Here is a 22,365-nt window from a genome sequence, read left to right on the forward strand (position 1 = left end):
AGAATCATTGTCAAAGACACCATCAACCAACCCCACCACCCGAAAGCGATGAAAGTCAGCCGACGGGGCATAACAAACTAATTCGTCGACTATGACACACTGTTGAGTTCTCAAGGATCACTTGCGCTCCGCCCGTTTCCCTTGCGGGCCGGCCCGGAGGCAACCTGCAGAAACTTACCGGTTCCGGTCCTCCTGCGCAACTCCGGGGAGCTGGGCTTTCTCGGTGGACCCGAGCCGGAACGGCTGCTCCGGGTCCTGCTGGCCTGTCGGCCGGCCCGGAGCCGCGTTCTGCGGCGAGAGAGAACACTACACGCGACCTCGGGACGCGCCAAATCAGCCGGTGGTGCGCTCCCCGCGCGGCTTGGCTGGGCGGTACGGCGAGACGGTCGGGTGCCCGGTCACCCAGAACCGCCAGGGCCGGTCGGGGGCCCCGCGCAGGCCGACGCGGGGGCCGGTCGACCACTCGGGCGCCGGGTCCCCCGGCTCGAGCACCAGCGGTCCGCGGGCCAGGTCGGTCCCGTCGTGCTCGAGCGTGATGCCCAGCGCGCGGCACAGCCGGGCGGGTCCCCGCGCGAGGTCGCGGTCGCGGGCACCGGGTCGTCGCGCCCGGGCGGTCGCGACGCCCTCGACGACCTCCCCTGCTCGGAGGAGCACAGCGCTGGGGTCGCCCTCGGCTCCGGTCACCACGTTGCAGCACACGTGCATGCCATAGGTGAAGTAGCAGTAGAGGTGCGCCGGCGGGCCGAACATCGTCGCGTTGCGCCGGGTCATCCCCCGGTAGGCGTGCGATCCCGGGTCCGCCGGGCCGGCGTACGCCTCGACCTCGGTGAGCCGCACCGCCACGTCGCCGTGCCGGACGACGGCGCCCAGCAGCGTGGGCGCGACCTCCTCGACCGGCCCCGCGAGGAGGCCGGCCAGCTTGTCGTGCCGGTCAGCCGAGCCGGGCACGGTACGACGCCGCGCGCTCGGTCAGCTCGGCCAGCTGCTCCCGCACGCGGACCGGGGCGGTCCCGCCGCGGCCGTCCCGCGAGGCGACCGAGCCCTCGGCGGTGAGCACCTCGCGAACCGCGGGCGTCAGGTGGGGCGAGATCGCGGCGAGCTGGTCGTCGCCGAGCTCGTGCAGCTCGATCCCCTGCTGCTCGCACTCACGTACGCAGGCGCCGGCGAGCTCGTGGGCGACCCGGAACGGGACGTCCTGGCGCACCAGCCACTCCGCGACGTCCGTGGCGAGCGAGAACCCCTGCGGGGCGAGCTCGGCCAGGCGCTCGCGGTCAAAGACGAGGGTGGCGACCATGCCGGTGAAGGCCGGCAGGAGGACCTCGAGGGTGTCGACGGAGTCGAAGACCGGCTCCTTGTCCTCCTGCAGGTCGCGGTTGTAGGCCAGCGGGAGCGCCTTGAGGGTGGCCATCAACCCGGTCAGGTTGCCGATGACCCGGCCGGCCTTGCCGCGCGCGAGCTCGGCGATGTCGGGGTTCTTCTTCTGCGGCATGATGCTCGACCCCGTCGACCACGAGTCGTGCAGCGTGACGAAGCCGAACTCCTTGGTGGCCCAGAGGATGACCTCCTCCGCCAACCGGCTGACGTCGACGCCGACCTGGGCGGCGACGAAGGCGAGCTCGGCGACGAAGTCGCGCGAGGCCGTGCCGTCGATGGAGTTGGCCGTCGACCCGGTGAAGCCCAGCTCGGCGGCGACGCCGGTCGGGTCGAGCCCGAGCGACTGACCGGCCAGCGCGCCCGAGCCGTACGGCGAGTCGGCGGCGACCCGCGCGTCCCAGTCGAGCAGCCGGTCGACGTCGCGCAGCAGCGGCCACGCGTGGGCCATCAGGTGGTGGGACAGCAGCACCGGCTGGGCGTGCTGCAGGTGCGTGCGGCCGGGCATGATCGTCGGCTCCGGCTCGAGGTGCTCGCGGGCCTGGCCGGCCAGCACGTCGACCAGGCCGAGCACCTGGCCGGCGACGACGCGGGCGTGGTCGCGCAGGAAGACCTTGAACAGGGTGGCGATCTGGTCGTTGCGGCTGCGGCCGGCGCGGAGGCGACCGCCGACCTCCGGACCCACCTCCTCGAGGAGCAGCCGCTCGAGCGCGCCGTGGACGTCCTCGTCAGACAGGTCGGGGTGGAGCTCGCCGGCGGCGTACCGCTCCCCCAGGACGTCGAGCCCGCGCCGCAGCTCCGCGAGGTCGGCGTCGGAGAGCAGGCCGGCGCGGTGCAGCGCGTTGGCGTGCGCGCGGGAGCCGGCGAGGTCGTAGGGGGTGAGCCGCCAGTCGAAGTGGGTCGAGCGCGACAGCGCGTCCAGCTCCGGCGACGGGCCGCCGGCGAACCGGCCGCCCCAGAGCTTGCCCTCGTTGGTGGTGCTCACTTACCTGCCTCCTCCGACCGCGTCGACCGCGGTCCGCATGATCCTCGTGAGGTCACCGCTCACGGCGGTGCCATCCTCGTCCAGCGCCTCGGGCGTCCACCACGCGGCCCGGTCGATCGTCCCCACCTCGAGCGGCTCGAGGCCGCCGAAGTGGACCTCCTGCCCGGGGGCGAGGTCGAGCCGGACCGCGAAGTACGTCTGGTCCTGCACCAGGTGCCACGGGCCCCAGTCGAACGCGACGGTCTCGCGGTGCAGCGGGCCCACCAGGTCGCCGGGCGCCACCTGGACGCCGGTCTCCTCGTGCATCTCCCGCGCCGCGGCGTCCACCAGCGGCTCACCGGGCTCCACGCCGCCGCCGATGGTGAACCAGTACGGCGAGCCGGGGTCGGCGGGGTCCCACCCGTGCAGGAGCAGGACCTCGCCGGCGGCGTTCACCGGCAGCACGCGGGCGCAGGTGCGCTCGCGCACCGGGCGCGTGGAGGGGACCATCAGTCGGTGCCGAACTCCATCGCCGCGGCGTCGAGCGCCTCCTCCTCGGTGCCGGGGGCGTACGCCGGGTTGTCGGTGATCCGGTCGTAGCCGCCGGCCGGGAGCTCCCCGAACAGCGTGCCGTTCTCGACGAGCACCTGGCCCTGGTCGAGCGGCTGCCCGGCGTACTGCTCGAGCTTGGCGCGCGAGTCGGCGATGTCGAGGTTGCGCATGGTGAGCTGGCCGATCCGGTCGACCGGACCGAACGCGGCGTTCTCGGTGCGCTCCATCGACAGCTTGTCGGGGTGGTAGGAGAACGCCGGGCCGTCGGTGGCGAGCACGGTGTAGTCCTCGCCGCGGCGCAGCCGGATCGTCACCTCGCCGGTGACCAGCGAGGCGATCCAGCGCTGGATCGACTCGCGGATCATCAGCGCCTGCGGGTCCAGCCAGCGGCCCTCGTAGAGCAGCCGGCCGAGGCGACGGCCCTCGCTGTGGTAGCTGGCGATGGTGTCCTCGTTGTGCACGGCGTTGACGAGCCGCTCGTAGGCGATCCACAGCAGCGCCATCCCCGGCGCCTCGTAGATGCCGCGGGACTTGGCCTCGATGATCCGGTTCTCGATCTGGTCGGACATGCCCAGCCCGTGGCGGCCGCCGATGGTGTTGGCCTCGTGCACCAGCGCCACCGGGTCGTCGTACGTCGTCCCGTCGATCGCCACCGGCCGACCGGCCTCGAAGCGGATCGTGACGTCCTCGGTCGCGATGTCGACCGAGGGGTCCCAGAACTTCACGCCCATGATCGGCTCGACGGTCTCCAGGGAGACGTCGAGGTGCTCGAGGGTCTTGGCCTCGTGGGTCGCGCCCCAGATGTTGGCGTCGGTGGAGTACGCCTTCTCCTTGCTGTCGCGGTAGGGCAGCCCGTGCTCGGTGAGCCACTGGCTCATCTCGGCGCGACCGCCGAGCTCGGTGACGAAGTCGTGGTCGAGCCACGGCTTGTAGATGCGCAGGTCGGGGTTGGCCAGCAGCCCGTAGCGGTAGAACCGCTCGATGTCGTTGCCCTTGAAGGTCGATCCGTCGCCCCAGATGTCGACGCCGTCGGCCTGCATGGCGCGCACCAGCATCGTGCCGGTGACGGCACGGCCCAGCGGGGTGGTGTTGAAGTAGGCCCGGCCGCCGGAGCGGATGTGGAACGCGCCGCACGCCAGCGCGGCCAGCCCCTCCTCGACGAGCGGGAGGCGGCAGTCGACCGCGCGCGCGATCTCCGCGCCGTACTGCAGGGCCCGGTCGGGGACGCCGGAGATGTCGGGCTCGTCGTACTGCCCGATGTCGGCGGTGTAGGTGCAGGGCACGGCGCCCTTGTCGCGCATCCACGCGACGGCGACGGAGGTGTCCAGGCCGCCGGAGAACGCGATGCCGACGCGCTCACCCTTCGGCAGCGTGGTGAGGACCTTGCTCACTTCAGATCTCCTTGAGGGGGCTGGTGGGGGCGGAGGAGTCGGCCAGGGCGAGGAAGCGCTGCGCGAGCGCGTCGCCCCCGGCCGGGTCGCGCCCGATGACGAGGATCGTGTCGTCCCCGGCGATGGTGCCGAGGACGTCGGGGAGGCCGGCGCCGTCGAAGGCGGAGCCGAGGTACTGCGCGGCGCCCGGCGGGGTGCGCAGGACGACCAGGTTGGCGCTCGCCTCCGCGGAGACGAGCAGCTCACCGAGCAGGCGGGAGAGCCGCTGCGAGGCCGCGGCGGTGTCGGTCGGCGCCGCCGGGCGCCGGTCCCCGCCCTCGGCGGGCACGGCGTAGACCAGCGCGCCGGAGGACGCGCGGACCTTCACCGCGTCGAGCTCGACGAGGTCGCGCGAGAGGGTCGCCTGGGTGACGCGGACGCCGCTCTCGGCGAGGGCGTCAGCCAGCTCGGACTGCGAGCGGATCTCGCGGTGCGTGACCAGCTCGACGATCCGGCGGTGCCGGGCGTTCTTCGTGGCCGGGCGCAGCGCGTGCTCGGTCATCACCGCTCCCCCGCCCCGGCCCTCTCGAGGAGCCAGGCGAGCACGGCCTTCTGGGCGTGGCGGCGGTTCTCCGCCTCGTCCCACGCGACGCTCTGGATGCCGTCGAGGACCTCCGCGGCGATCTCCTTGCCGCGGTACGCCGGCAGGCAGTGCATCGCGATCGCGTCCGGCTCGGCCGTCTCGAAGAGCGCCTGGGTGACGGCGTACGGCGCGAACACCTCGGTGCGCGCCGCGGCCTCCTCCTCCTTGCCCATCGAGACCCAGGTGTCGGTGACGACCACGTCGGAGCCCGCGGCGGCCTCCCGCGGGTCGACGACCCAGGTCGCGGAGCCGCCGGTCTGCTCGCCGATCTCGTTGGCACGCGCGAAGACCTCGTCGGAGGGGACGTAGCCCTCCGGTGCGCTGATCCGCACGTGCATGCCGGCGGTGGCGCCGGCGAGCAGCCACGAGCTCCCCATGTTGCACGCGCCGTCGCCGAAGAAGGTCACGGTGAGCCCGGCGAGCTGCGGCTTGTGCTCGCGGACCGTCATCAGGTCCGCGAGCAGCTGGCAGGGGTGGAAGTCGTCGGTGAGCGCGTTGACGACCGGTACGCCGGCGTGCGCGGCCATCTCCTCCAGGTCGGACTGGTGGAAGGTCCGCCAGGCGATCGCGGCCGCCTGGCGGCCGAGGATGCGGGCGACGTCGGCGACCGACTCGCGGTGGCCGATGCCGGCCAGCGCGCCGTCGACGAGCATCGGGAACCCGCCGAGCTCGGCCACGCCGGCACCGAAGGAGACCTGGGTGCGCAGGGTCGGCTTGTCGAAGACCATCGCGACGGTCCGCGGACCCTCGAGAGGGCGGTGCTCGAAGGGCGCGGCCTTCATGGCCGCGGCCAGCTCGAGGACCTCGGCCTGCTCGGCCGGGGAGAGGTCGTCGTCGCGGAGCAGGTGGCGCATCAGGACCCACCTCCGGCGTCGGCCGGCGCGCCCATCGCGTCGTCGAGGATGGCCGGCCACGCGGCCAGCAGCGCGTCGGCGTCGTCGTCGGTGAGGACCAGCGGCGGCACCAGGCGGAGCCGGTGGGGCGCGGTGTTGTTGAGCACGAAGCCGTGCCGCAGCCCCGCCGCGACGACGTCGGCGGCAGCCTCGGTCGCGAGGTCGAGGCCGATCATCAGGCCCTCCCCCCGCACCTCGGTGACCCGCGGGTCGGCCGCGAGGCCGTCGCGGAGCTTCTGGCCCAGGACGCTCGCCCGCTCCAGGAGGCCCTCGGCCTCGATGGTGCCGATGACGGCCAGGCCGGCGGCGCAGGCGACGGGGTTGCCGCCGAAGGTGGTGCCGTGGTTGCCGGGCTGGAGCAGCGCGCCGGCCTCGCCGAGGCCGATGCAGGCACCGATCGGGAAGCCGCCGCCGAGGCCCTTGGCCACGGTGACCACGTCGGCGCGGACGCCCTCGGAGGCGAACCAGCGGCCGGTGCGGCCCATGCCGGTCTGCACCTCGTCGATCCACAGCAGCGCGCCGTGCTCGTCGGCGACGGCGCGCGCCGCCGCGAGGTAGCCCTCGGGCGGGACGACGACACCGGCCTCGCCCTGGATCGGCTCGACCAGGACGGCCGCCGTGCGGTCGGTGACCGCGGCGGCGAGCGCGTCGGCGTCGCCGTACGGCACGAAGGTGACCTCGCCGGGCAGCGGCTCGAACGGCGTGCGGTAGGCCTCCTTGGAGGTCAGCGCCAGCGCGCCCATGGTGCGGCCGTGGAAGCCGCCCTCGGTGGCGACCACGTGCGTGCGGCCGGTCCGGCGGGTGAGCTTGAACGCAGCCTCGTTGGCCTCGGCGCCCGAGTTGGTGAAGAACACCCGGCCCTCGGCGCGGGTCCCGCCGCCGACGAGCTCGAGGAGCTTCTCGGCCAGCGCGAGCTGCGGCTCGGTCGTGAAGAAGTTCGAGACGTGGCCGAGCGTCTGCAGCTGCGTGGTCACGGCGTCGACCAGCGCCGGGTGGGCGTGGCCCAGCGCGTTGACCGCGATGCCGCCGAGGAAGTCGACGTACTCCCGGCCCTCGGCGTCCCACACGTGCGCGCCGGCGCCGCGGACGAGCTCGAGCTTGGGCGGGCCGAAGGTGTTCATCAGGCTGGCGGCGTACCGCTCCTGGGCCTGCTGGGTGCTGTCGCTGCTCACTGGGAGTCCCTCACCTTCCGGGTCTTGGTCTCGACGCCCGGGAGGACCTGGGTGCCGACGCCCTCCTTGGTGAAGAGCTCGAGGATGACGGCGTGCGGCTCGCGGCCGTCGACGACGGTCGCCCGCGGGACGCCCTCCTGGACGGCCTTGAGGCAGGCGCCCATCTTGGGGACCATGCCGGACGCGAGGGTCGGCATCAGCTCGGTGAGCGCCTCGGGGCTGATCTCCCCGATGACGTCGGTGGGGTCCGGCCAGTCGAGGTAGAGCCCCTCGACGTCGGTGAGGACCAGGAGCTTCTCGGCCTTCAGCGCGACGGCGAGCGCGGCGGCCGCGGTGTCGGCGTTGACGTTGTGGACGGTGCCGTCCACGTCGGGGGCGACGCTCGAGACGACCGGGATCCGGCCCGCCTCGATCAGGTCGAGCACCGACTCCGGGCGGACGCTGGTCACCTCGCCGACGAGGCCGAGGTCGACCTCCTCCCCGTCCACGACGGTGGTCGCCGGGACCGCGGTGAACAGCCCGGCGTCCTCGCCCGAGCAGCCGACCGCGAGCGGGCCGTGCTCGTTGATGAGGCCCACGAGCTCGCGCTGCACCTGGCCGACCAGCACCATCCGGACGACGTCCATCGCCTCGGGGGTGGTCACGCGCAGGCCGCCGCGGAACTCCGACTCGATGCCCAGCTTGTCCAGCATCGAGGAGATCTGGGGGCCGCCGCCGTGGACGACGACCGGCTTGAAGCCCGCGAAGCGGAGGAACGCGATGTCCTCGGCGAAGGCGCGCTTGAGCGTGTCGTCGGTCATGGCGTTGCCGCCGTACTTCACCACGACGATCTTGCCGTGGTACTGCTTCAGCCACGGCAGGGCGGCCGCGAGCGTGCGCGCCTTGGCCTGGTCGGGCTTGCTGGTGTCGAAGGCGCCCGTGGGGCTGCTGGAGTCGTTCATGAGGAGTACGCGCTGTTCTCGTGGACGTAGGCGTGGGTGAGGTCGTTGGTCCAGACGGTGGCCCGCTCGGTGCCGGACTTGAGGTCGATGGTCACGCTGACCTCGCGGCCGGTCAGGTCGACCCCGCTCGGGTCGGCGTGGGGCGTGGACTGCCGGCACACCCAGACGCCGTTCATCGCGACGTCGAGGTCGGCGGGGTCGAAGCGGGCGCTGGTGGTGCCGATGCTGGCCAGCACGCGGCCCCAGTTCGGGTCCTGGCCGAAGACCGCGGCCTTGAACAGGTTGCTGCGCGCCACGCTGCGGCCGACCTCGACCGCCTCGTCCTCGGTGGCGGCGTTGAGCGTGGTGATCGCGATCTCGTGGTCGGCGCCCTCGGCGTCCTTGAGCAGCTGCATCGCCAGGTCGGTGCAGGCCTGGGTCAGCGCCTGGGTGAAGTCGTCGAGGCTCGGGGTGATGCCGCTGGCGCCGCTGGCCATCACGGTCACCGTGTCGTTGGTCGACATGCAGCCGTCGGAGTCGAGCCGGTCGAAGGAGACCCGGGTCGCAGCGCGGAGCGCGGTGTCGAGGTCGGCGGCCGGGACGACGGCATCGGTCGTCAGCACGACCAGCATCGTGGCCAGCTGCGGCGCCAGCATGCCGGCGCCCTTGGCCATGCCGCCGATCGACCAGCCCGCGCCCTCGACGACGACCTGCTTGCTGACCGAGTCGGTGGTCATGATCGCCTCGGCCGCGGCCTGCCCGCCGTCGGTGCCGAGGGCGGCGTACGCCGCGTCGACGCCGGCGAGCAGCTGGTCGCGGTCGTTGGCCAGGCCGATGAGGCCGGTCGAGCAGACGACGACGTCGACGGCGCCCACGCCGAGGTGGCCCGCGACCTGCTCGGCGACCGCGTGCGTGGTCTGGAAGCCGTCGGGGCCGGTGTAGCAGTTGGCGCCGCCGGAGTTGAGCACGACCGCGCGGACCGTGCCGTCCTTGACGACCTCCTGGCTCCACAGCACCGGGTTGGCCTTGCAGCGGTTGGCGGTGAAGACGGTCGCGGAGTCGAACGCGGGACCGTCGTTGACGACCAGGGCGACGTCCTTGCCGCCGCTGGTCTTCAGGCCGGCCTCGACGCCGGCGGCGCGGAAGCCCTGGGGGGTCGTGACGCTCACGGCGCGACTCCGATCGTGGTGAGGCCCGTGCCCTCGTCGAGGCCGAGCGCGAGGTTCATGCACTGCACGGCGGCGCCGGCCGTGCCCTTGGCGAGGTTGTCGACGGCGCCGACGGCGACCATGCGGCCCGCGGCCTCGTCGACCGTGGCCTGGAGGTGGACCGCGTTCGAGCCGGTCACCGACTTGGTCTGGGGCCACAGGCCCTCGGGCAGCACGTGGACGAACGGCTCGTCGGCGTAGGCCTTGAGGTAGGTCTCGCGGACGTCGTCGGCGCCCACGCCCTCGACGAGCCGGGCCGAGCAGGTGGCGAGGATGCCGCGCGGCATCGGGACCAGCAGCGGGGTGAAGCTCACGGTGACCTTGCGGCCGGTGGCCTGCTCTGTCAGCAGCCCGGTGAGGTTCTGCGTGATCTCGGGGGTGTGGCGGTGGGTGCCGCCGACGCCGTACGCGCTGGCGTTGCCCATGATCTCGCTGCCCAGCAGGTGCGGCTTGGCGGCCTTGCCGGCGCCGCTGGTGCCCGAGGCGGCGACCACGACCACGTCGGGCTCGACGATGCCGGCGGCGATCGCCGGGGCCAGGGTCAGGGTGGAGACGGTCGGGTAGCAGCCGGGGACCGCGACGCGCGTCGCCCCGCGGAGCACCTCGCGCTGGCCCGGCAGCTCCGGGAGGCCGTACGGCCAGGTGCCGGCGTGGTCGCCGCCGTAGAACCGCTCCCACTCCGCGGCCTCCTGCAGCCGGAAGTCGGCACCGCAGTCGATGACCACGGTGCTCGCGTCCGCGGCCTGCAGCTCGGCGGCGATCGCACCCGACTGGCCGTGCGGCAGCGCGAGGAAGACCACGTCGTGCCCGCCGAGGGTCTCGGCGTTCGTCGGCTCGAGCACCCGCTCGGCGAGCGGCACGAGGTGCGGCTGGAGGACGCCGAGGCGTTCCCCCGCGTTCGAGGCGCCCGTGAGGGCACCGATCTCGACGTCGGGATGGGCGAGGAGGTGGCGCAGGAGCTCCCCTCCGGCGTACCCGCTGGCTCCGGCGACAGCGACGCGCTTCCTGGTCATGTGCATGACCATACCGAAGTCGGAATGTCTATGCGACGTCGGGGTGCGCCCGCAGGACGTGGCGGTCGTCACGTCAGCCGCTGTCGGCGGGGGCCGCTAGCGTCCGCGGCATGCCTGATCCCACGCTGGCCCTTCCGTACCCGGTCTACCTCGATCACATCCGCACCGAGTCGCGCCGGTTCCGCGACGTGCTCGCCGGCTGCGACCCCGCCGCACGGGTGCCGGCCTGCCCGGACTGGAGCGCCGGCGACCTGCTGTGGCACCTGACCGAGGTGCAGTGGTTCTGGGCGCGGACCGTGCGCACGCGGCCTGCCCCGCCGGCCGAGGACGTCGCGGGGCCGGAGCGCCCGGCGACGTACGACGGGCTGCTGGCGGCGTTCGACGAGCACTCCGCCGCGCTGGTCGCCGAGCTCGAGGCGGCCGGGCCGGACGCCGAGGCGTGGCACTGGGCGCCGGTGCAGACGGTGGGCACGAGCTACCGCCGGCAGGCGCACGAGGCGCTCATCCACCGGCTCGACGCCGAGCAGGCGGCCGGTGCGGTGACGGCGCTCGACCCGGCGCTCGCGGCCGACGGCGTCCTCGAGCTCGTCGACGTGATGTACGGCGGGGAGGCGCCGCCCTGGGGCCGGATCGAGCCCTCGGAGCACCTCGTGCGCATCGACCTGCTCGACCGGGACGCCTCGATCTGGGTGCGGCCCGGGACGTTCCTCGGCACCGAGCCGGAGTCGGGGAAGTGCTACGACGTGCCGCACGTCCAGGTGGTCGACGGCCTGGGAACCGAGCCGTCGGCCGTGGTCGCCGGCACGGCCGCGGACCTCGACGCCTGGCTCTGGAACCGCCGCGACGACCGCGGCATCACCGTGTCCGGCGACCCGGCGGCGTACGACGCGTTCCGCGCAGCGGTCTCCCAGCCGCTCGACTGAGCCCGGCGGACTCGCACGGCGTGCGGTCCTCAGCCGTGGCGCTGCTGCAGCACCACGCTGCCGGGGCCGGTCAGGTCGGCAGCCGCCCCGCGGCGCCCGGCGAGGGCCATCAGGACGGCCTCGCCCGGACCCCGTGCCTCTGGACCGCGGCCGGTCGCCCAGTCGACGTCCGTCGCGACCAGGCGCACGCCGCGTGCCTTCCAGAAGCCGCGCAGGGGCGGCGCCGTGAGCGTGAACCCGAGGGCGAACCGCACTCGGGCGGGGTCGAGCGTCCTCGGCCGAGCCAGCGGGCGGCGGATGTCCTGCTGGTGGATGAGCGCGTCCACCAGCCCCACGGCGCCGCCCCGGACCGCGGTGAGCCCGGTCGGCCGGGGATACGCGCGGAGCCGCTCCACCAGCTCCTGCGGTCCCGCCGCGTCCTGGGCCCGGAGCGCGACGTCGTTGATGCGGCCGAGCACGAGGCGCCCGCGGACCATCCGACCGACGACCTCCCGCGGGCCGAGCCCCTCGTAGCTGAGCAGGTGGGCGACCACGTCGCGCACCGTCCAGCCGGCGCACAGCGACGGCCGCCGCCACTCGTCGGGACGCAGGTCGGCGAGCAGGTCGGTCAGCTCGGCGCGTTCGAGCTCCGCCTCGTGCATGAGGTCCACCCGGTCGACGGTAGAGGTCCTCGGCCCCGCCGTCACCGGGCGCGTGTCAGCTGCGCTGCTGGGCCCCCGTGAGCTCGGCGGCGAGCGCGACGGCGGCCTCGCGTGCCCCGACGATGTCGTCCTCGGTCAGCGTCCGGTCCGGCGCGCGGAAGCGCAGGTTGAACGCGAGGGACTTGCGCCCCTCGCCGACCTGGTCGCCGGTGTAGACGTCGAAGAGGCGCAGCGACTCCAGCAGCTCCCCCGCGCCCTCGCGCAGGGCCGCCTCCACGTCGCCGGCAGGGACCGAGGCGTCCACGACGAGCGCGACGTCCTCCTTGGCGACCGGGTAGGTCGAGAAGGCCGGCGCGGGGCGGAGGTGGACCGCGTGCTCGAGGAGGACCTCGAGGTCGACCTCGGCGGCCACGGAGCGGGCGGGCAGCCCGAAGGTCGTGCAGACCCGCGGGTGCAGCTCGCCGGCGTGACCCACGACGACGTCACCGAGCAGCAGCTCGGCGCACCGGCCGGGGTGCCACGGCGCCAGCGCGGCGGGCCGCGTGGTGAGCGCGAGCCCGAGGGCGTCGGCGACGGCGCGGACGGCGCCGACGGCGTCGGACCAGTCGACCGGGCGACCGGCCCCCCACCAGCCGGCCGGGACCGCGTCGCCGGTGGCGACCAGGCCGAGGTGGAGCGGCTGGTCCGGGAGCGCCTCGACCAGCGCGGCGAGCTCGGCGTCGGTGGGGCGGCGGTCGACCGGCAGGATCGGCGCCGGGCCCGTGGAGCGCGGCAGCGTGACCGAGGCGGTCTCGAAGATCGCGACCGAGGTGGTCCCGTGGCCCACGTTGCGGGCGGCCGTGCGCAGCAGCGCCGGCAGCAGCGTCGTCGTCATCGCCGGCGCCTCCGCCGACAGCGGGTTGGACAGGCGCAGCACCGAGCGGCGCGGGTCGTCGGCGGGCAGCCCGAGGGCGTCGAGGTCGGCGTCCCCGACGAACGGGAAGTCGACGACCTCGACCCAGCCCGCGCCGGCGAGGGTGCGACCGACGCGGCGGCGCAGCGCCTGGGCACGGGTCAGTCCGCGGCCGCCGGGGGCCTTCGGCAGCACCGAGGGGATCCGGTCGTAGCCGCGCAGCCGCACGACCTCCTCGACCAGGTCGTGGGGGTCGCGGACGTCGGGGCGCCACGGCGGCGGGGTGGCGGTCAGGCGGTCGCCGTCGCGCTCCACGGTGCAGCCGACCGCCTCGAGGTCGGCGACCACCTGGTCGGCGTCGACGTCGAGGCCGGAGATCCGCGCCGGCAGGGAGGCCGCCATGGTGATCGGCGCCGCCGTCGGCGGGGTCCCGACGACGGTGTGGCCGGGGTCGGCCGTCGCGCCGCCGTACGTCGTCAGCAGCTCGACCACACGGTCCGCGGCGGCCTCGCAGATCGTCGGGTCGACCCCGCGCTCGTTGCGCTTGCCGGCCTCGGAGGAGATCTTGTGCCGCTTGCCGGTCCGGAACATCGAGGTCGCGTCCCAGTGCGCCGACTCGACGAGCACCCGCGTGGTGGTCGCCGACATCTCGGTGGTCTCGCCGCCCATGACGCCGCCGAGGCCGATGATGCCGGAGTCGTCGGTGACGACGAGGTCCTCGGCCGAGAGCTGCCGGCGGGTGCCGTCGAGCGTGGTGAGGGTCTCGCCGTCGCGGGCCCGACGGACGCGGACGGTGCCCTGCACCTTGTCGGCGTCGTAGCCGTGGATGGGGCGGCCGGTCTCGAGCATCACGTAGTTGGTGACGTCCACGGCCAGCGAGATCGGCCGCATGCCGGCGGCCTGGATCCGCTGCGCGATGAAGTCGGGCGTGGGAGCGGTGGGGTCGAAGCCGGAGACGGTCCGGGCGACGAAGACCGGGCAGCCCTCGGGGTCCTCGACCTCGACCGGCCAGCCGGCGTCGTCCGCGGGCGGGGTCTCACGCAGCGCGGGGTCGCGGAACCCGCTCGCGCCGGCGACGGAGACCTCGACGTCGCGCGCGATGCCGCGCAGCGAGAGACCGTAGGCGCGGTCGGGGTTGACCTCGAGCTCGATGATCTCCTCGTCGAGGCCGAGCAGCGGGCGGACGTCCTGGCCGGGCTCGCCGGAGCCCTCGGGGAGCACGATGATGCCGTCGTGGTCCTCACCCAGGCCCAGCTCGCGGGCCGAGCAGATCATGCCGGCGGAGACGTGGCCGTAGGTCTTGCGTGCGGAGATCGCGAAGCCGCCGGGCAGCACGCCGCCCGGCAGCACGACGGCGACCAGGTCGCCCGGGGCGAAGTTGTGCGCGCCGCAGACGATGCCCTGCGGCTCACCGGTGCCGTTGGCGTCGCCGACGTCGACGGTGCACCAGTTGATCGTCTTGCCGTTCTTCTGCGGCTCGGGGTCCATCGTCAGCACCCGGCCCACGACGAGGGGGCCGGTGATGTCGGCGCCGGGACTGTGGATGCTCTCCAGCTTCAGGCCGGTCATCGTGAGCCGCTCGGTGAGCTCGGCGGTGGTGACGTCCGCGGGGACGTCGACGTAGTCCTTGATCCAGGACAGCGGGGTCTTCATCGTCTTCCTCAGATCTCGGTGCCGAAGGCGGCGCTGAACCGGACGTCGCCCTCGAAGAGCGGCCGCAGGTCCTCCAGGTCGTGGCGGAACATGAAGCTCCGGTCGATGCCCATGCCGAACGCGAACCCGGTGTAGCGCTCGCTGTCGACGCCGCACGCGGTCAGCACGCGCGGGTTGACGACGCCGCAGCCGCCCCACTCGATCCAGCCCTCGCCGCGGCAGGTGCGGCACTCGGCGGAGTCGACGCCGCGGCACACGAAGCAGCGCACGTCGACCTCGGCGGAGGGCTCGGTGAAGGGGAAGTACGACGGCCGGAACCGGGTGTCGATGCCCGCGCCGAACAGCTGGCCGGCGAGGTGGTCGAGCGACCCCTTGAGGTGGGCCATCGTGATGCCCTCGTCGACCACGAGGCCCTCGACCTGGTGGAACATCGGGCTGTGCGTGGCGTCGTACTCGTCGGTGCGGAAGACCCGGCCGGGGCAGGCGACGTAGATCGGGGGCGTGCGGGTGAGCATGGTGCGCGCCTGCACCGGGGAGGTCTGGGTCCGCAGCACGACGTGGTGGTCGACCGGCTCGGTCCAGAAGGTGTCCTGCAGCGTGCGGGCCGGGTGGTCGGGGCCGAGGTTGAGGGCGTCGAAGTTCAGCCACTCGGCCTCGACGACCGGGCCCTCGGCGATCTCCCAGCCCATCGCGACGAAGATGTCGGCGATCAGCTCGGACTGCAGGGTGATCGGGTGCCGGCCGCCCGGGCGGGCCCGGTCCGTGGGCAGCGTGACGTCGACGGTCTCCTCGACGAGGATCCGCTCCTCGTGCTCGACCTCGAGGACGGCCTGCCGCTCGCCGAGCGCCTTCGCGACCGCGCCGCGGGCCTGGCCGATGCGCTGGCCGGCCTCCTTGCGGGCCTGCGGCGGCAGCGCGCCGATCTCGCGGTTGGCCAGCGCCAGCGGCGAGCGGTCGCCCGTGTGGTCGATGCGCACCTGCTTGAGCTCGGCGAGGTCGCTGGCGGCGGCGATGGCGGCCAGCGCGGCGTCGCGCGCCGACTCGACCTCCTCGGGCTTCAAGGGAGTGACCTCCACGGGGTCGTAGTCGGTGTTGGGTCCGGACATGGCGCGCCTCTCGAAGCTGGTGACCGGGCGGTCGTCGGGCTGGCCGGTCGAGGCGTCAGTCTAGGAAGCGCCGTACGCCGCCCGCGAACCGGTTCCGGTGTCGCCGGGCGCGGCCGCGCCGACCCTCAGGTGGGGGCGCTCTCGCGCACGACGAGCGCGTGCGGGACGAGCAGGTCGCGCCCCGGGAGCGACCGGTCGGCCATCCGCTCCGCCAGCGTGGCGAGCGCGAGCTCGGCGAGCCGCTCCTTGTCGGGCGCGACCGTCGTCAGCGCCGGCACCGCGTAGCGCCCGGCCTCGATGTCGTCGAAGCCCACCAGCGCGACGTCGTCGGGCACCCGCACGCCGCGGACGGCGCACGCCCGGAGCGCGCCGAGGGCGAGCTGGTCGGTGAAGCAGAAGACCGCGTCGGGGGGCTCCGGCAAGGCGAGCAGGCCCGCCATCGCCTCCACCCCGTCGGCGTGGTGGAGGCGGTCGACCGGCACCTCGAGGGCGTCGTCGGCGGCCAGCCCGGCGGCGGCGAGCGCCTCCCGGTAGCCGGCCAGCCGCTGCCCCGCGGTCTGGTTGCTCAGGTGCGGCTGGATCCCCACGGCGGCGATCCGGCGCCGACCCCCGGCAAGCAGGTGGGCGGTCGCCTCCCGCGCGGCGGCCCGGTTGTCGATGGCGACCCGGTCGACGTGGCCGGACCCGGCCTGCTCCCCCAGCACCACCACCGGCGGCGCCCCGGCGCGGCGGGAGACCTCGGCCGGCGTCAGCGCCCAGGGACTGAAGACGACCCCGTCGACGCCGTGGCCGCGCGCGCCGTCGAGCAGGTCGCGCTCGCGGTCGGGGTCACCGTCGGTCTGCTCGACCAGCACGGTCCAGCCGAGCTCCTCGGCGGCCCGGACCACGTGGGCGGCGAGCTCGGCGAAGTACGGCGAGTCGATCTCCGGCACCACCAGGCCGATGACGTCCCCACGCCCCCGGCGCAGCTGCCGGGCGGCGATGTTGGGGCGGTAGCCGATCTCGTCGATGACCCGCTGCACCCGCTCGCGGGTCGCCGCGGCGACCACCTCCGGGGCGTTCACGACGTTGGACACGGTGCGCACGCTGACGCCCGCGCGCTCGGCGACGTCACGCAGGTTCGCTCGGGTCATCCACACCTCCCAGGAAGTCCTGGCCGCAGGGTATTGCAACGTGGCATTGCAACGTTGCAAACTGGGTACCGCACGTCACAGCACCTCGACCATCCATCCCGGGAGGACCCATGACCGCCGCCGCACTCGACGTACCGATCGACACCGACGTCATCCGCCAGACGATCCACGAGGACGGCATCATCGGCTGCAAGGGCGCCTTCTCGCGCGCGTGGGTCGAGCAGCTGCGCGAGGACGTCGAGGCGGCCTTCGCCGAGGCCCAGTCCCGCGAGAACGGTTCGGTCGGTCGCGGCCCGAACCGCTACTACGTCGAGATCCACCCCGAGGCGCTGCGCGGCTTCGTCGACCTCGTCGACCACCCCTGGGTCCGCGCCACCTGCGAGGCGATCCTCGGCCCCGACTACACGATCGTCGAGGTCGGCTTCGACATCCCCTTCGAGGGCGCCAAGAACCAGCCCTGGCACCGCGACTTCCCGAGCCCGCCGGAGACCACCGAGGAGGGGCGCCTGACCTCGCTGGCCTTCAACGTCACCTGCGTCGACACCGAGAAGGACATGGGTCCCTTCGAGGTCGCCCCCGGCACCCACTGGGACAAGGGCGAGGAGTTCAACCACGGGATGTTCCCGCTGAAGAAGGAGTACGGCCGCTTCGAGGAGCGCGCCGTGCGGAAGTACCCGCAGATGGGCGACATCTCCGCCCGCTCCGCGCTGACCGTCCACCGCGGGACCAAGAACGAGTCGGCCAAGTCGCGCCCCGTGCTGGTCCTCGGCGTCGACGCCCCCGGCGCCGGCAACGACGAGCACCACGACCTCGCGGTCACCCGCACCTACTGGGAGAGCCTCCCCCAGCGGGTCCGCGACCACCTGTCGTGCCCGATCGTCGACGAGCTCACCCCGATCACCCAGAAGCACACGATCGAGGGCCTGGTGATGGGCGAGGCCTGAGCCTCCCCTCCCCCGGCACACCGACGGCCCGGCACCCTGGTGGGTGCCGGGCCGTCGTCGTGCGTGGTGGCCTCGCCGGTGCTCGAGCCGAGGCGCTAACGCCGCTCGACGCGGGTCAGGAAGCGCTGCAGGGTGACCACGAGCAGCAGGATCGTGCCGCTCACGACCGACTGCCAGTCGGAGTCGAGCGAGCCGACCTGGTTGATGACGTTCTTGATCACCTGGAGCAGCAGGACGCCGACGAGCGTGCCGAGCACGGTGCCAGCGCCGCCGGTGAGCAGCGTCCCGCCGAGGACGACCGCCGCGATCGCCTCGAGCTCGGTGCCGACACCGAGGATGGTGACGCCCGAGGAGGTGTAGCTGGCGATCATCACGCCGCCGAAGCCGGCCAGCAGCGCGGAGGCGACGTACGTCAGCACCTTGGTGCGCTGCACCGGGAGGCCCATCAGGTCGGCCGCGTCCTCCTGGCCGCCGATGGCGAGCACGGAGGCGCCGTACGACGTGCGGTGCAGGACCAGCGCGCCGATGGCGAAGAACACCACGACGAGGATCACCGGGTACGGGACGCCGAGCAGCTCGCCCTGCGCGAGCTCGCGGAAGGACGAGCCGCGCGGGACCTTGTACGTCGTCGCGCCCTCGTCGCTGAGCAGGAGCAGGAGCCCCCGGGCGAAGAGCAGGCCCGCGAGCGTGACGATGAACGGTGGCAGGCCGCCGCGGGCGATGACCAGGCCCTGCACCAGGCCGATGGCCCCGCAGACCGCGAGCGGCAGCACGAACGCCACCAGCGTGCCGTGCTGGGAGCCCCACGCGGCCAGCACGCCACCGAGGGCGAACACGCTGCCGACCGAGAGGTCGATGCCGCCGGTCATGATCACGAAGGTCATGCCGAGCGCGAGCATCGCGAGGAACGAGGCCTGCACCGCGATGCCGGTCAGGTTGCCCCGGCTGGCGAAGGTGTCGAAGCTGACGCTGGCGACCGCGACGACGACGACGAAGATCGCCAGCGCGCCCTGCCGCTGCACCAGCGAGGCGAACCGCGCGCGGTTGGCCAGCGCCGCCTCGGGCGCGTTGGAGGTCGCCGGGTCGGCGGTGGTGGTGCTCATGAGCGTCGCGCCTTTCCTCGGCCGAGCTGGACGTAGACCGCGGCGATGACGATGACCGCCTGGACGATCTGCGCGGTCGAGTCGGGGATGTCGTGAAAGATGAGGGTCGCGGTGATCAGCTGCATCAGCAGCGCCCCCGCGATCGTGCCGAGGATCCGCACCTGGCCGCCCGACAGCGGGGTGCCGCCGATGACGACGGCCGTGATGGCCGAGAGCTCCATCAGCTGGCCGAGCTTGGTCGGGTCGCTGGCCTGCGAGCGGGCTGCCAGCAGGATGCCGGCCATCGCAGCGAGCAGCCCGGAGACGACGTACGTCGTCACGAGCACGCGACGCACGGGCAGCCCGGCGAGCTGGGCGGCCAGCTTGTTGCCACCGATCGCCACGAGCTGGCGCCCGTAGGTCGAGCGGCGCACGACCAGCCACACCACCAGCGAGACCACCGCGGCGATGAGCACGACGTAGGGCACGCCCGCCACGTCGCCGGTCCCGAGGGAGACCAGGCCCGGCTCGCGGATGCTCTTGATCTCGCCACCGAACAGGTTGGCCACGCCGCGGACCGCCACCATCAGGCCCAGCGTCGCGACGATGGGTTGGACGCCCACCACGCCGACGAGCACGCCCGCGAGCAGCCCCACCACCACGCCGCCGACCAGGCCGACGACGATGGCGCCGACCGAGCCGTACCCGACGTACAACGGGATGAGCGCAGCGGCGAGCGCCATCACGGCGCCGACGGACAGGTCGATGCCCTCGGTGCCGATGACCAGCGCCATGCCGAGCGCCACGATGACGACCGGGGCGACCTGGACCAGCTGCAGCCGCAGGGTGCCGGTGCTGACGAAGTTGTCGGTCAGGAAGACGTTGGCCAGGAGGAGGACGCCGAGCGCGACGAACACGCCGTTGCGGCGGACCCAGTCGACGTCGAACCTCGTCCCGGACCGCCCGGAGCCCCCGGGGCCGCCGGTGCTCCCGGTGCTCCCGGGCGCCGTGGCCGTCGCGGTGCTGTCGCTCACGCGTGCTGCCCCTCTGTCTCGATCGGTGCCTGCGGGTCGGCCGCGCGGTCGCCCGCGAGGGCCGCCAGCAGCTCGCTGCTGCTGAGGTCGGTGCTGTCGAGCTCGGCCTGGACGTGCCCGTCGTGGAGGACGACGATCCGGTCCGCGCCCTCGACGAGCTCGTCCATCTCGCTGGAGATGAGCACGACCGCGAGGCCCTGCTCGGCCAGCTCGTCGATGAGCGCCTGGACCTCGGCCTTGGCGCCCACGTCGATGCCGCGGGTCGGCTCGTCGAGCAGGAAGACCGTCGGCTCGGTGGCCAGCCACCGGGCGATGAGGACCTTCTGCTGGTTGCCGCCGGAGAGCTCGCGGACCTTCTGGTCCGGGCTCGAGGCCTTGATCCGCAGGCGCTTCATGAAGGTGTCGACCAGCGCGTCGATCCGCGCCTCGGAGACGACGCCCGCCCGCGACATCCGCGGGAGGACGGCCAGGGCGATGTTGTCGCGGACCGAGAGGTCCGGCACGATCCCCTCCGCCTTGCGGTCCTCCGAGAGCAGCGCGACGCCCGAGGCGAGCGCCCCGCGCACCGAGCCGGTCCTGACCTTGCGGCCCGCGACGGAGACCTCGCCCGAGCGCGCCTTCAGCGCGCCGTACACGGCCTTGACGGTCTCGCTGCGGCCCGAGCCGAGCAGGCCGGCCAGGCCGACGACCTCGCCGGGGTGCACGGTGAGGTCGACACCGTGCAGCCGGTTGGCCACGTCGAGGCCCGAGACCACCAGCGCCGGCTCGCCGGACTGCCGGTGGGAGGCGCCGAACTCGGTGGCGCCGCCGGCGCGCACCTCGTCGACGTCGCGCCCGAGCATCTTCGAGACCAGCTCGAGCCGGGTCGTCTGGGCCATCGGGCCGGTGTGGACCCACTGGCCGTCGCGCAGGATGGTCACCCGGTCGCACAGCTCCCACAGCTCGTCGAGCCGGTGGGAGACGAAGACCAGCCCGACGCCGCGGTCCCGCAGGCCCCGCGCGACGCGGAAGAGCGTCTCGACCTCGGCGGACTCCAGCGAGGACGTCGGCTCGTCCATGATCACCACGCGGCTGTCGACCGACATCGCGCGCGCCAGGGCCACCATCTGCTGGGAGCCCAGGCCGAGCCGGCCGAGCTCGGCGGTGACGTCGATGTCGATGCCCAGCTCGGCCATCAGCTCACGGGCGCGCTTGTTCATCGCGCCCACGTCGATGAGACCGAACCGCCGCGGCTCGCGACCGAGGAAGATGTTGCGCGCCACGCTCAGCAGCGGGACGAGGTTGACCTCCTGGTAGATCGTGGAGATCCCGGCGTGCTGGGCGTCGGCGGGCCGGCGGAAGTGCACCGTCTCGCCGGCGTACCGGACCTCGCCGCCGTCGGGGGTGTAGACCCCGGTCAGGACCTTGATCAGGGTCGACTTGCCCGCGCCGTTCTCGCCGACGAGCGTGTGGATCTCTCCGGCCCGGAGCTCGAAGTCGACCCCCTCGAGGGCGCGGACGCCGCTGAAGGACTTGGTGACCCCGACCGTCTGCAGGACGGGGTCACCGACCGCCACGGCCGCCGCGGTGGTGTGCTGAGGAGTCACGGGTCGCTCAGAACGCCTTGCCGAGGTCCTGCTCGGCGTTCTCGCTGGTGTAGGAGTCGTCCTCGATGATGACGTCCTCGGGGATCTCCTCCCCGGCGAAGAAGTCCGCGGCGGTCTGGAAGGCCAGCGGGCCGAAGCGCGGGTTGGACTCGATGACGGCGTTGATGTCGCCGTCGACGATCGCCTGGACGGCGTTGCGGGTGCCGTCGATGGAGACGATCTTGATGTCCTGGCCCGGGTCCTTGCCCGCGGCGCGCACGGCGGTGACGGCACCGAGCGCCATCTCGTCGTTGTGCGCGTAGATCGCGGTGATCTCCGGGTTGGACTGCAGCAGCTGCTCGGTGACGGACTGGCCCTCGTCGCGGGCGAAGTTGGCGGTCTGCTCGGCGATGACCTGCAGGTCGGGGTACTTCTCCTCGACCCGGTCGATGAAGCCGGCGTTGCGCTCGTCGGTCACGTTGTTGCCGGAGGACCCCAGCAGGATCGCGACCTGCGCCTCGCCGTCGGTGGCGGCGGCGAGCTCGTCGGCCGCGCGCTGGCCCTGGTCGTAGAAGTCCGAGCCGAGGAAGGCGACGTAGTCCGAGCAGGGCTCGTTGGTGACCTTGCGGTCGATCGTCAGCACCGGGACGCGCGCCTTCTTCGCGGCCGCCAGGGCCGGGTCGAGACCGTCGGAGTTCACCGGCGCCACGATGAGGAACTGCGCACCCTGGTTGAGCATGTCCTGGATGTCGGCGATCTGCTTGGGCAGCTCGGCGTTCGCGTTGGTGGTGATGAGCTTCTTGACGCCGGCCTCCTGGGCGGCGGCCTTGATCGACTCGGTCTCCGCCGCACGGAACGCGGCGGTGTCCGGCTCGGACTGCGAGAAGCCGACGACGGCGTCCTTCAGGTCCAGCTTCTCCGCGCCGTACTTCTCCAGCGTGCAGCCGGGGCCGGCGTTCTCGGACTCCTTGACGACCTGCTCGTCGTTGCCGGTGCCCGAGGCACCCGAGGTGCCGTCGTCACCGGAGTTGGTGCAGCCCGACAGGGCCAGGCCGGCGGCGGCGACCGCCGCGAGGGACCTCCACGCGGCGGTGGACTTCTTGCTCGTCATCTCTGCTCCTAGGAGTGGTCGGTGCGGCCGGGTCGCGATGCTCGCCTGAGATCGCCGTCACAACCTTCCACAAGCAAACATGACCGAACAGGAAAGCGCAACGGGGACGGCAAAGTTCACCCGAACGCACACCGGATCCTCCGCTGCGAGGCCGTCCGCCGGACCGGCCTCGTCG

General features: G+C 73.3%; 20 protein-coding genes. 2 read left to right on the top strand and 18 right to left on the bottom strand.

From position 1 onward, the window contains the following. Positions 1–333: 333 nt before the first annotated feature. From QWY28_RS20900 to argC, 10 genes are read right to left on the bottom strand one after another with little or no spacing between them, the layout of a single operon-like run. Entirely contained in the window at positions 334–948 is a 615-nt protein-coding gene (locus QWY28_RS20900) for a DNA-3-methyladenine glycosylase (RefSeq protein WP_300954742.1), read from the bottom strand. Beyond that, the gene (argH, locus tag QWY28_RS20905; protein WP_300954743.1) at positions 932–2,356 is read right to left on the bottom strand and encodes an argininosuccinate lyase; all 1,425 of its coding nucleotides are present in this window, start codon (positions 2,354–2,356) and stop codon (positions 932–934) included. The genes QWY28_RS20900 and argH overlap by 17 nt, the downstream gene beginning before the upstream one ends. Beyond that, on the bottom strand, positions 2,357–2,845 hold the full coding sequence (locus QWY28_RS20910; protein ID WP_300954744.1) for an NUDIX hydrolase: 489 nt from the start codon (positions 2,843–2,845) through the stop codon (positions 2,357–2,359). Beyond that, the gene (gene argG, locus QWY28_RS20915) at positions 2,845–4,278 is read right to left on the bottom strand and encodes an argininosuccinate synthase (protein WP_300954745.1); all 1,434 of its coding nucleotides are present in this window, start codon (positions 4,276–4,278) and stop codon (positions 2,845–2,847) included. Before argG ends, QWY28_RS20910 begins: the two co-directional genes overlap by 1 nt. Before the next feature lies 1 nt (position 4,279). Further along, positions 4,280–4,819 carry an arginine repressor gene (locus tag QWY28_RS20920; RefSeq protein WP_300954746.1) on the bottom strand — a complete coding sequence of 180 codons (540 nt, stop codon included), beginning with the start codon at positions 4,817–4,819 and terminating at the stop codon, positions 4,280–4,282. Continuing rightward, on the bottom strand, positions 4,819–5,757 hold the full coding sequence (gene argF / locus QWY28_RS20925; protein WP_300954827.1) for an ornithine carbamoyltransferase: 939 nt from the start codon (positions 5,755–5,757) through the stop codon (positions 4,819–4,821). Before argF ends, QWY28_RS20920 begins: the two co-directional genes overlap by 1 nt. Next, the gene (locus QWY28_RS20930; RefSeq protein WP_300954748.1) at positions 5,754–6,965 is read right to left on the bottom strand and encodes an acetylornithine transaminase; all 1,212 of its coding nucleotides are present in this window, start codon (positions 6,963–6,965) and stop codon (positions 5,754–5,756) included. The genes argF and QWY28_RS20930 overlap by 4 nt, the downstream gene beginning before the upstream one ends. Next, on the bottom strand, positions 6,962–7,906 hold the full coding sequence (gene argB, locus QWY28_RS20935; RefSeq protein WP_300954749.1) for an acetylglutamate kinase: 945 nt from the start codon (positions 7,904–7,906) through the stop codon (positions 6,962–6,964). The genes QWY28_RS20930 and argB overlap by 4 nt, the downstream gene beginning before the upstream one ends. After that, on the bottom strand, positions 7,903–9,054 hold the full coding sequence (gene argJ, locus QWY28_RS20940) for a bifunctional glutamate N-acetyltransferase/amino-acid acetyltransferase ArgJ (RefSeq protein WP_300954750.1): 1,152 nt from the start codon (positions 9,052–9,054) through the stop codon (positions 7,903–7,905). The genes argB and argJ overlap by 4 nt, the downstream gene beginning before the upstream one ends. Beyond that, a complete protein-coding gene (gene argC, locus QWY28_RS20945; protein ID WP_439117273.1) occupies positions 9,051–10,112 on the bottom strand; it encodes an N-acetyl-gamma-glutamyl-phosphate reductase in 1,062 nt (353 codons plus the stop codon). Before argC ends, argJ begins: the two co-directional genes overlap by 4 nt. Positions 10,113–10,216: 104 nt before the next feature. Here argC and QWY28_RS20950 point away from each other — a divergent pair, with 104 nt between their 5' ends. Continuing rightward, positions 10,217–11,029: a maleylpyruvate isomerase family mycothiol-dependent enzyme gene (locus tag QWY28_RS20950; RefSeq protein WP_300954753.1), complete on the top strand. Its 813-nt coding sequence runs from the start codon at positions 10,217–10,219 to the stop codon at positions 11,027–11,029. A 29-nt stretch (positions 11,030–11,058) separates the two neighbouring features. Here the strand turns inward: QWY28_RS20950 and QWY28_RS20955 are convergent, their stop codons facing one another. The 4 genes from QWY28_RS20955 to QWY28_RS20970 form a co-directional block, all read right to left on the bottom strand. Beyond that, positions 11,059–11,670, bottom strand: coding sequence for a maleylpyruvate isomerase family mycothiol-dependent enzyme (locus QWY28_RS20955; protein ID WP_300954828.1), 612 nt, complete (start codon positions 11,668–11,670; stop codon positions 11,059–11,061). Positions 11,671–11,725: 55 nt separating this feature from the next. Further along, positions 11,726–14,215 (bottom strand): phenylalanine--tRNA ligase subunit beta, encoded by a 2,490-nt coding sequence (pheT, locus tag QWY28_RS20960; RefSeq protein WP_300954754.1) that lies wholly within the window; start codon positions 14,213–14,215, stop codon positions 11,726–11,728. An 8-nt stretch (positions 14,216–14,223) separates the two neighbouring features. Next, positions 14,224–15,321, bottom strand: coding sequence for a phenylalanine--tRNA ligase subunit alpha (gene pheS / locus QWY28_RS20965; RefSeq protein WP_300954755.1), 1,098 nt, complete (start codon positions 15,319–15,321; stop codon positions 14,224–14,226). Between the two features lie 125 nt (positions 15,322–15,446). Beyond that, positions 15,447–16,454, bottom strand: a complete 1,008-nt coding sequence (locus QWY28_RS20970) for a LacI family DNA-binding transcriptional regulator (RefSeq protein WP_300954757.1) — start codon at positions 16,452–16,454, stop codon at positions 15,447–15,449. Between the two features lie 110 nt (positions 16,455–16,564). On the opposite strand from QWY28_RS20970, the gene QWY28_RS20975 reads away from it, so the two are divergent. Then, entirely contained in the window at positions 16,565–17,398 is an 834-nt protein-coding gene (locus tag QWY28_RS20975) for a phytanoyl-CoA dioxygenase family protein (RefSeq protein ID WP_300954758.1), read from the top strand. Between the two features lie 95 nt (positions 17,399–17,493). Here the strand turns inward: QWY28_RS20975 and QWY28_RS20980 are convergent, their stop codons facing one another. The 4 genes from QWY28_RS20980 to QWY28_RS20995 are packed head-to-tail and all read right to left on the bottom strand — an operon-like array spanning position 17,494 to position 22,190. Then, positions 17,494–18,501 (bottom strand): ABC transporter permease, encoded by a 1,008-nt coding sequence (locus QWY28_RS20980; RefSeq protein WP_300954759.1) that lies wholly within the window; start codon positions 18,499–18,501, stop codon positions 17,494–17,496. Beyond that, positions 18,498–19,514 (bottom strand): ABC transporter permease, encoded by a 1,017-nt coding sequence (locus QWY28_RS20985; protein WP_300954760.1) that lies wholly within the window; start codon positions 19,512–19,514, stop codon positions 18,498–18,500. The genes QWY28_RS20980 and QWY28_RS20985 overlap by 4 nt, the downstream gene beginning before the upstream one ends. Then, on the bottom strand, positions 19,511–21,100 hold the full coding sequence (locus tag QWY28_RS20990) for a sugar ABC transporter ATP-binding protein (RefSeq protein WP_300954761.1): 1,590 nt from the start codon (positions 21,098–21,100) through the stop codon (positions 19,511–19,513). The genes QWY28_RS20985 and QWY28_RS20990 overlap by 4 nt, the downstream gene beginning before the upstream one ends. A gap of 7 nt (positions 21,101–21,107) precedes the next feature. Further along, on the bottom strand, positions 21,108–22,190 hold the full coding sequence (locus QWY28_RS20995) for an ABC transporter substrate-binding protein (RefSeq protein WP_300954762.1): 1,083 nt from the start codon (positions 22,188–22,190) through the stop codon (positions 21,108–21,110). Positions 22,191–22,365 lie beyond the last annotated feature (175 nt).

Source organism: Nocardioides oceani (assembly GCF_030412965.1).
Taxonomy (GTDB): domain Bacteria; phylum Actinomycetota; class Actinomycetes; order Propionibacteriales; family Nocardioidaceae; genus Nocardioides; species Nocardioides oceani.

Excerpts from the sequence above, each read along its gene's own strand:
- QWY28_RS20910 (WP_300954744.1), bottom strand. The coding sequence starts at position 2,845 with ATGGTCCCCTCCACGCGCCCGGTGCGCGAGCGCACCTGCGCCCGCGTG.
- QWY28_RS20920 (WP_300954746.1), bottom strand. The coding sequence starts at position 4,819 with ATGACCGAGCACGCGCTGCGCCCGGCCACGAAGAACGCCCGGCACCGC.
- argB (WP_300954749.1), bottom strand. The coding sequence starts at position 7,906 with ATGAACGACTCCAGCAGCCCCACGGGCGCCTTCGACACCAGCAAGCCC.
- argC (WP_439117273.1), bottom strand. The coding sequence starts at position 10,112 with ATGCACATGACCAGGAAGCGCGTCGCTGTCGCCGGAGCCAGCGGGTAC.
- QWY28_RS20950 (WP_300954753.1), top strand. The coding sequence starts at position 10,217 with ATGCCTGATCCCACGCTGGCCCTTCCGTACCCGGTCTACCTCGATCAC.
- QWY28_RS20955 (WP_300954828.1), bottom strand. The coding sequence starts at position 11,670 with ATGCACGAGGCGGAGCTCGAACGCGCCGAGCTGACCGACCTGCTCGCC.
- pheT (WP_300954754.1), bottom strand. The coding sequence starts at position 14,215 with ATGAAGACCCCGCTGTCCTGGATCAAGGACTACGTCGACGTCCCCGCG.
- pheS (WP_300954755.1), bottom strand. The coding sequence starts at position 15,321 with ATGTCCGGACCCAACACCGACTACGACCCCGTGGAGGTCACTCCCTTG.
- QWY28_RS20970 (WP_300954757.1), bottom strand. The coding sequence starts at position 16,454 with ATGACCCGAGCGAACCTGCGTGACGTCGCCGAGCGCGCGGGCGTCAGC.
- QWY28_RS20975 (WP_300954758.1), top strand. The coding sequence starts at position 16,565 with ATGACCGCCGCCGCACTCGACGTACCGATCGACACCGACGTCATCCGC.
- QWY28_RS20980 (WP_300954759.1), bottom strand. The coding sequence starts at position 18,501 with ATGAGCACCACCACCGCCGACCCGGCGACCTCCAACGCGCCCGAGGCG.
- QWY28_RS20995 (WP_300954762.1), bottom strand. The coding sequence starts at position 22,190 with ATGACGAGCAAGAAGTCCACCGCCGCGTGGAGGTCCCTCGCGGCGGTC.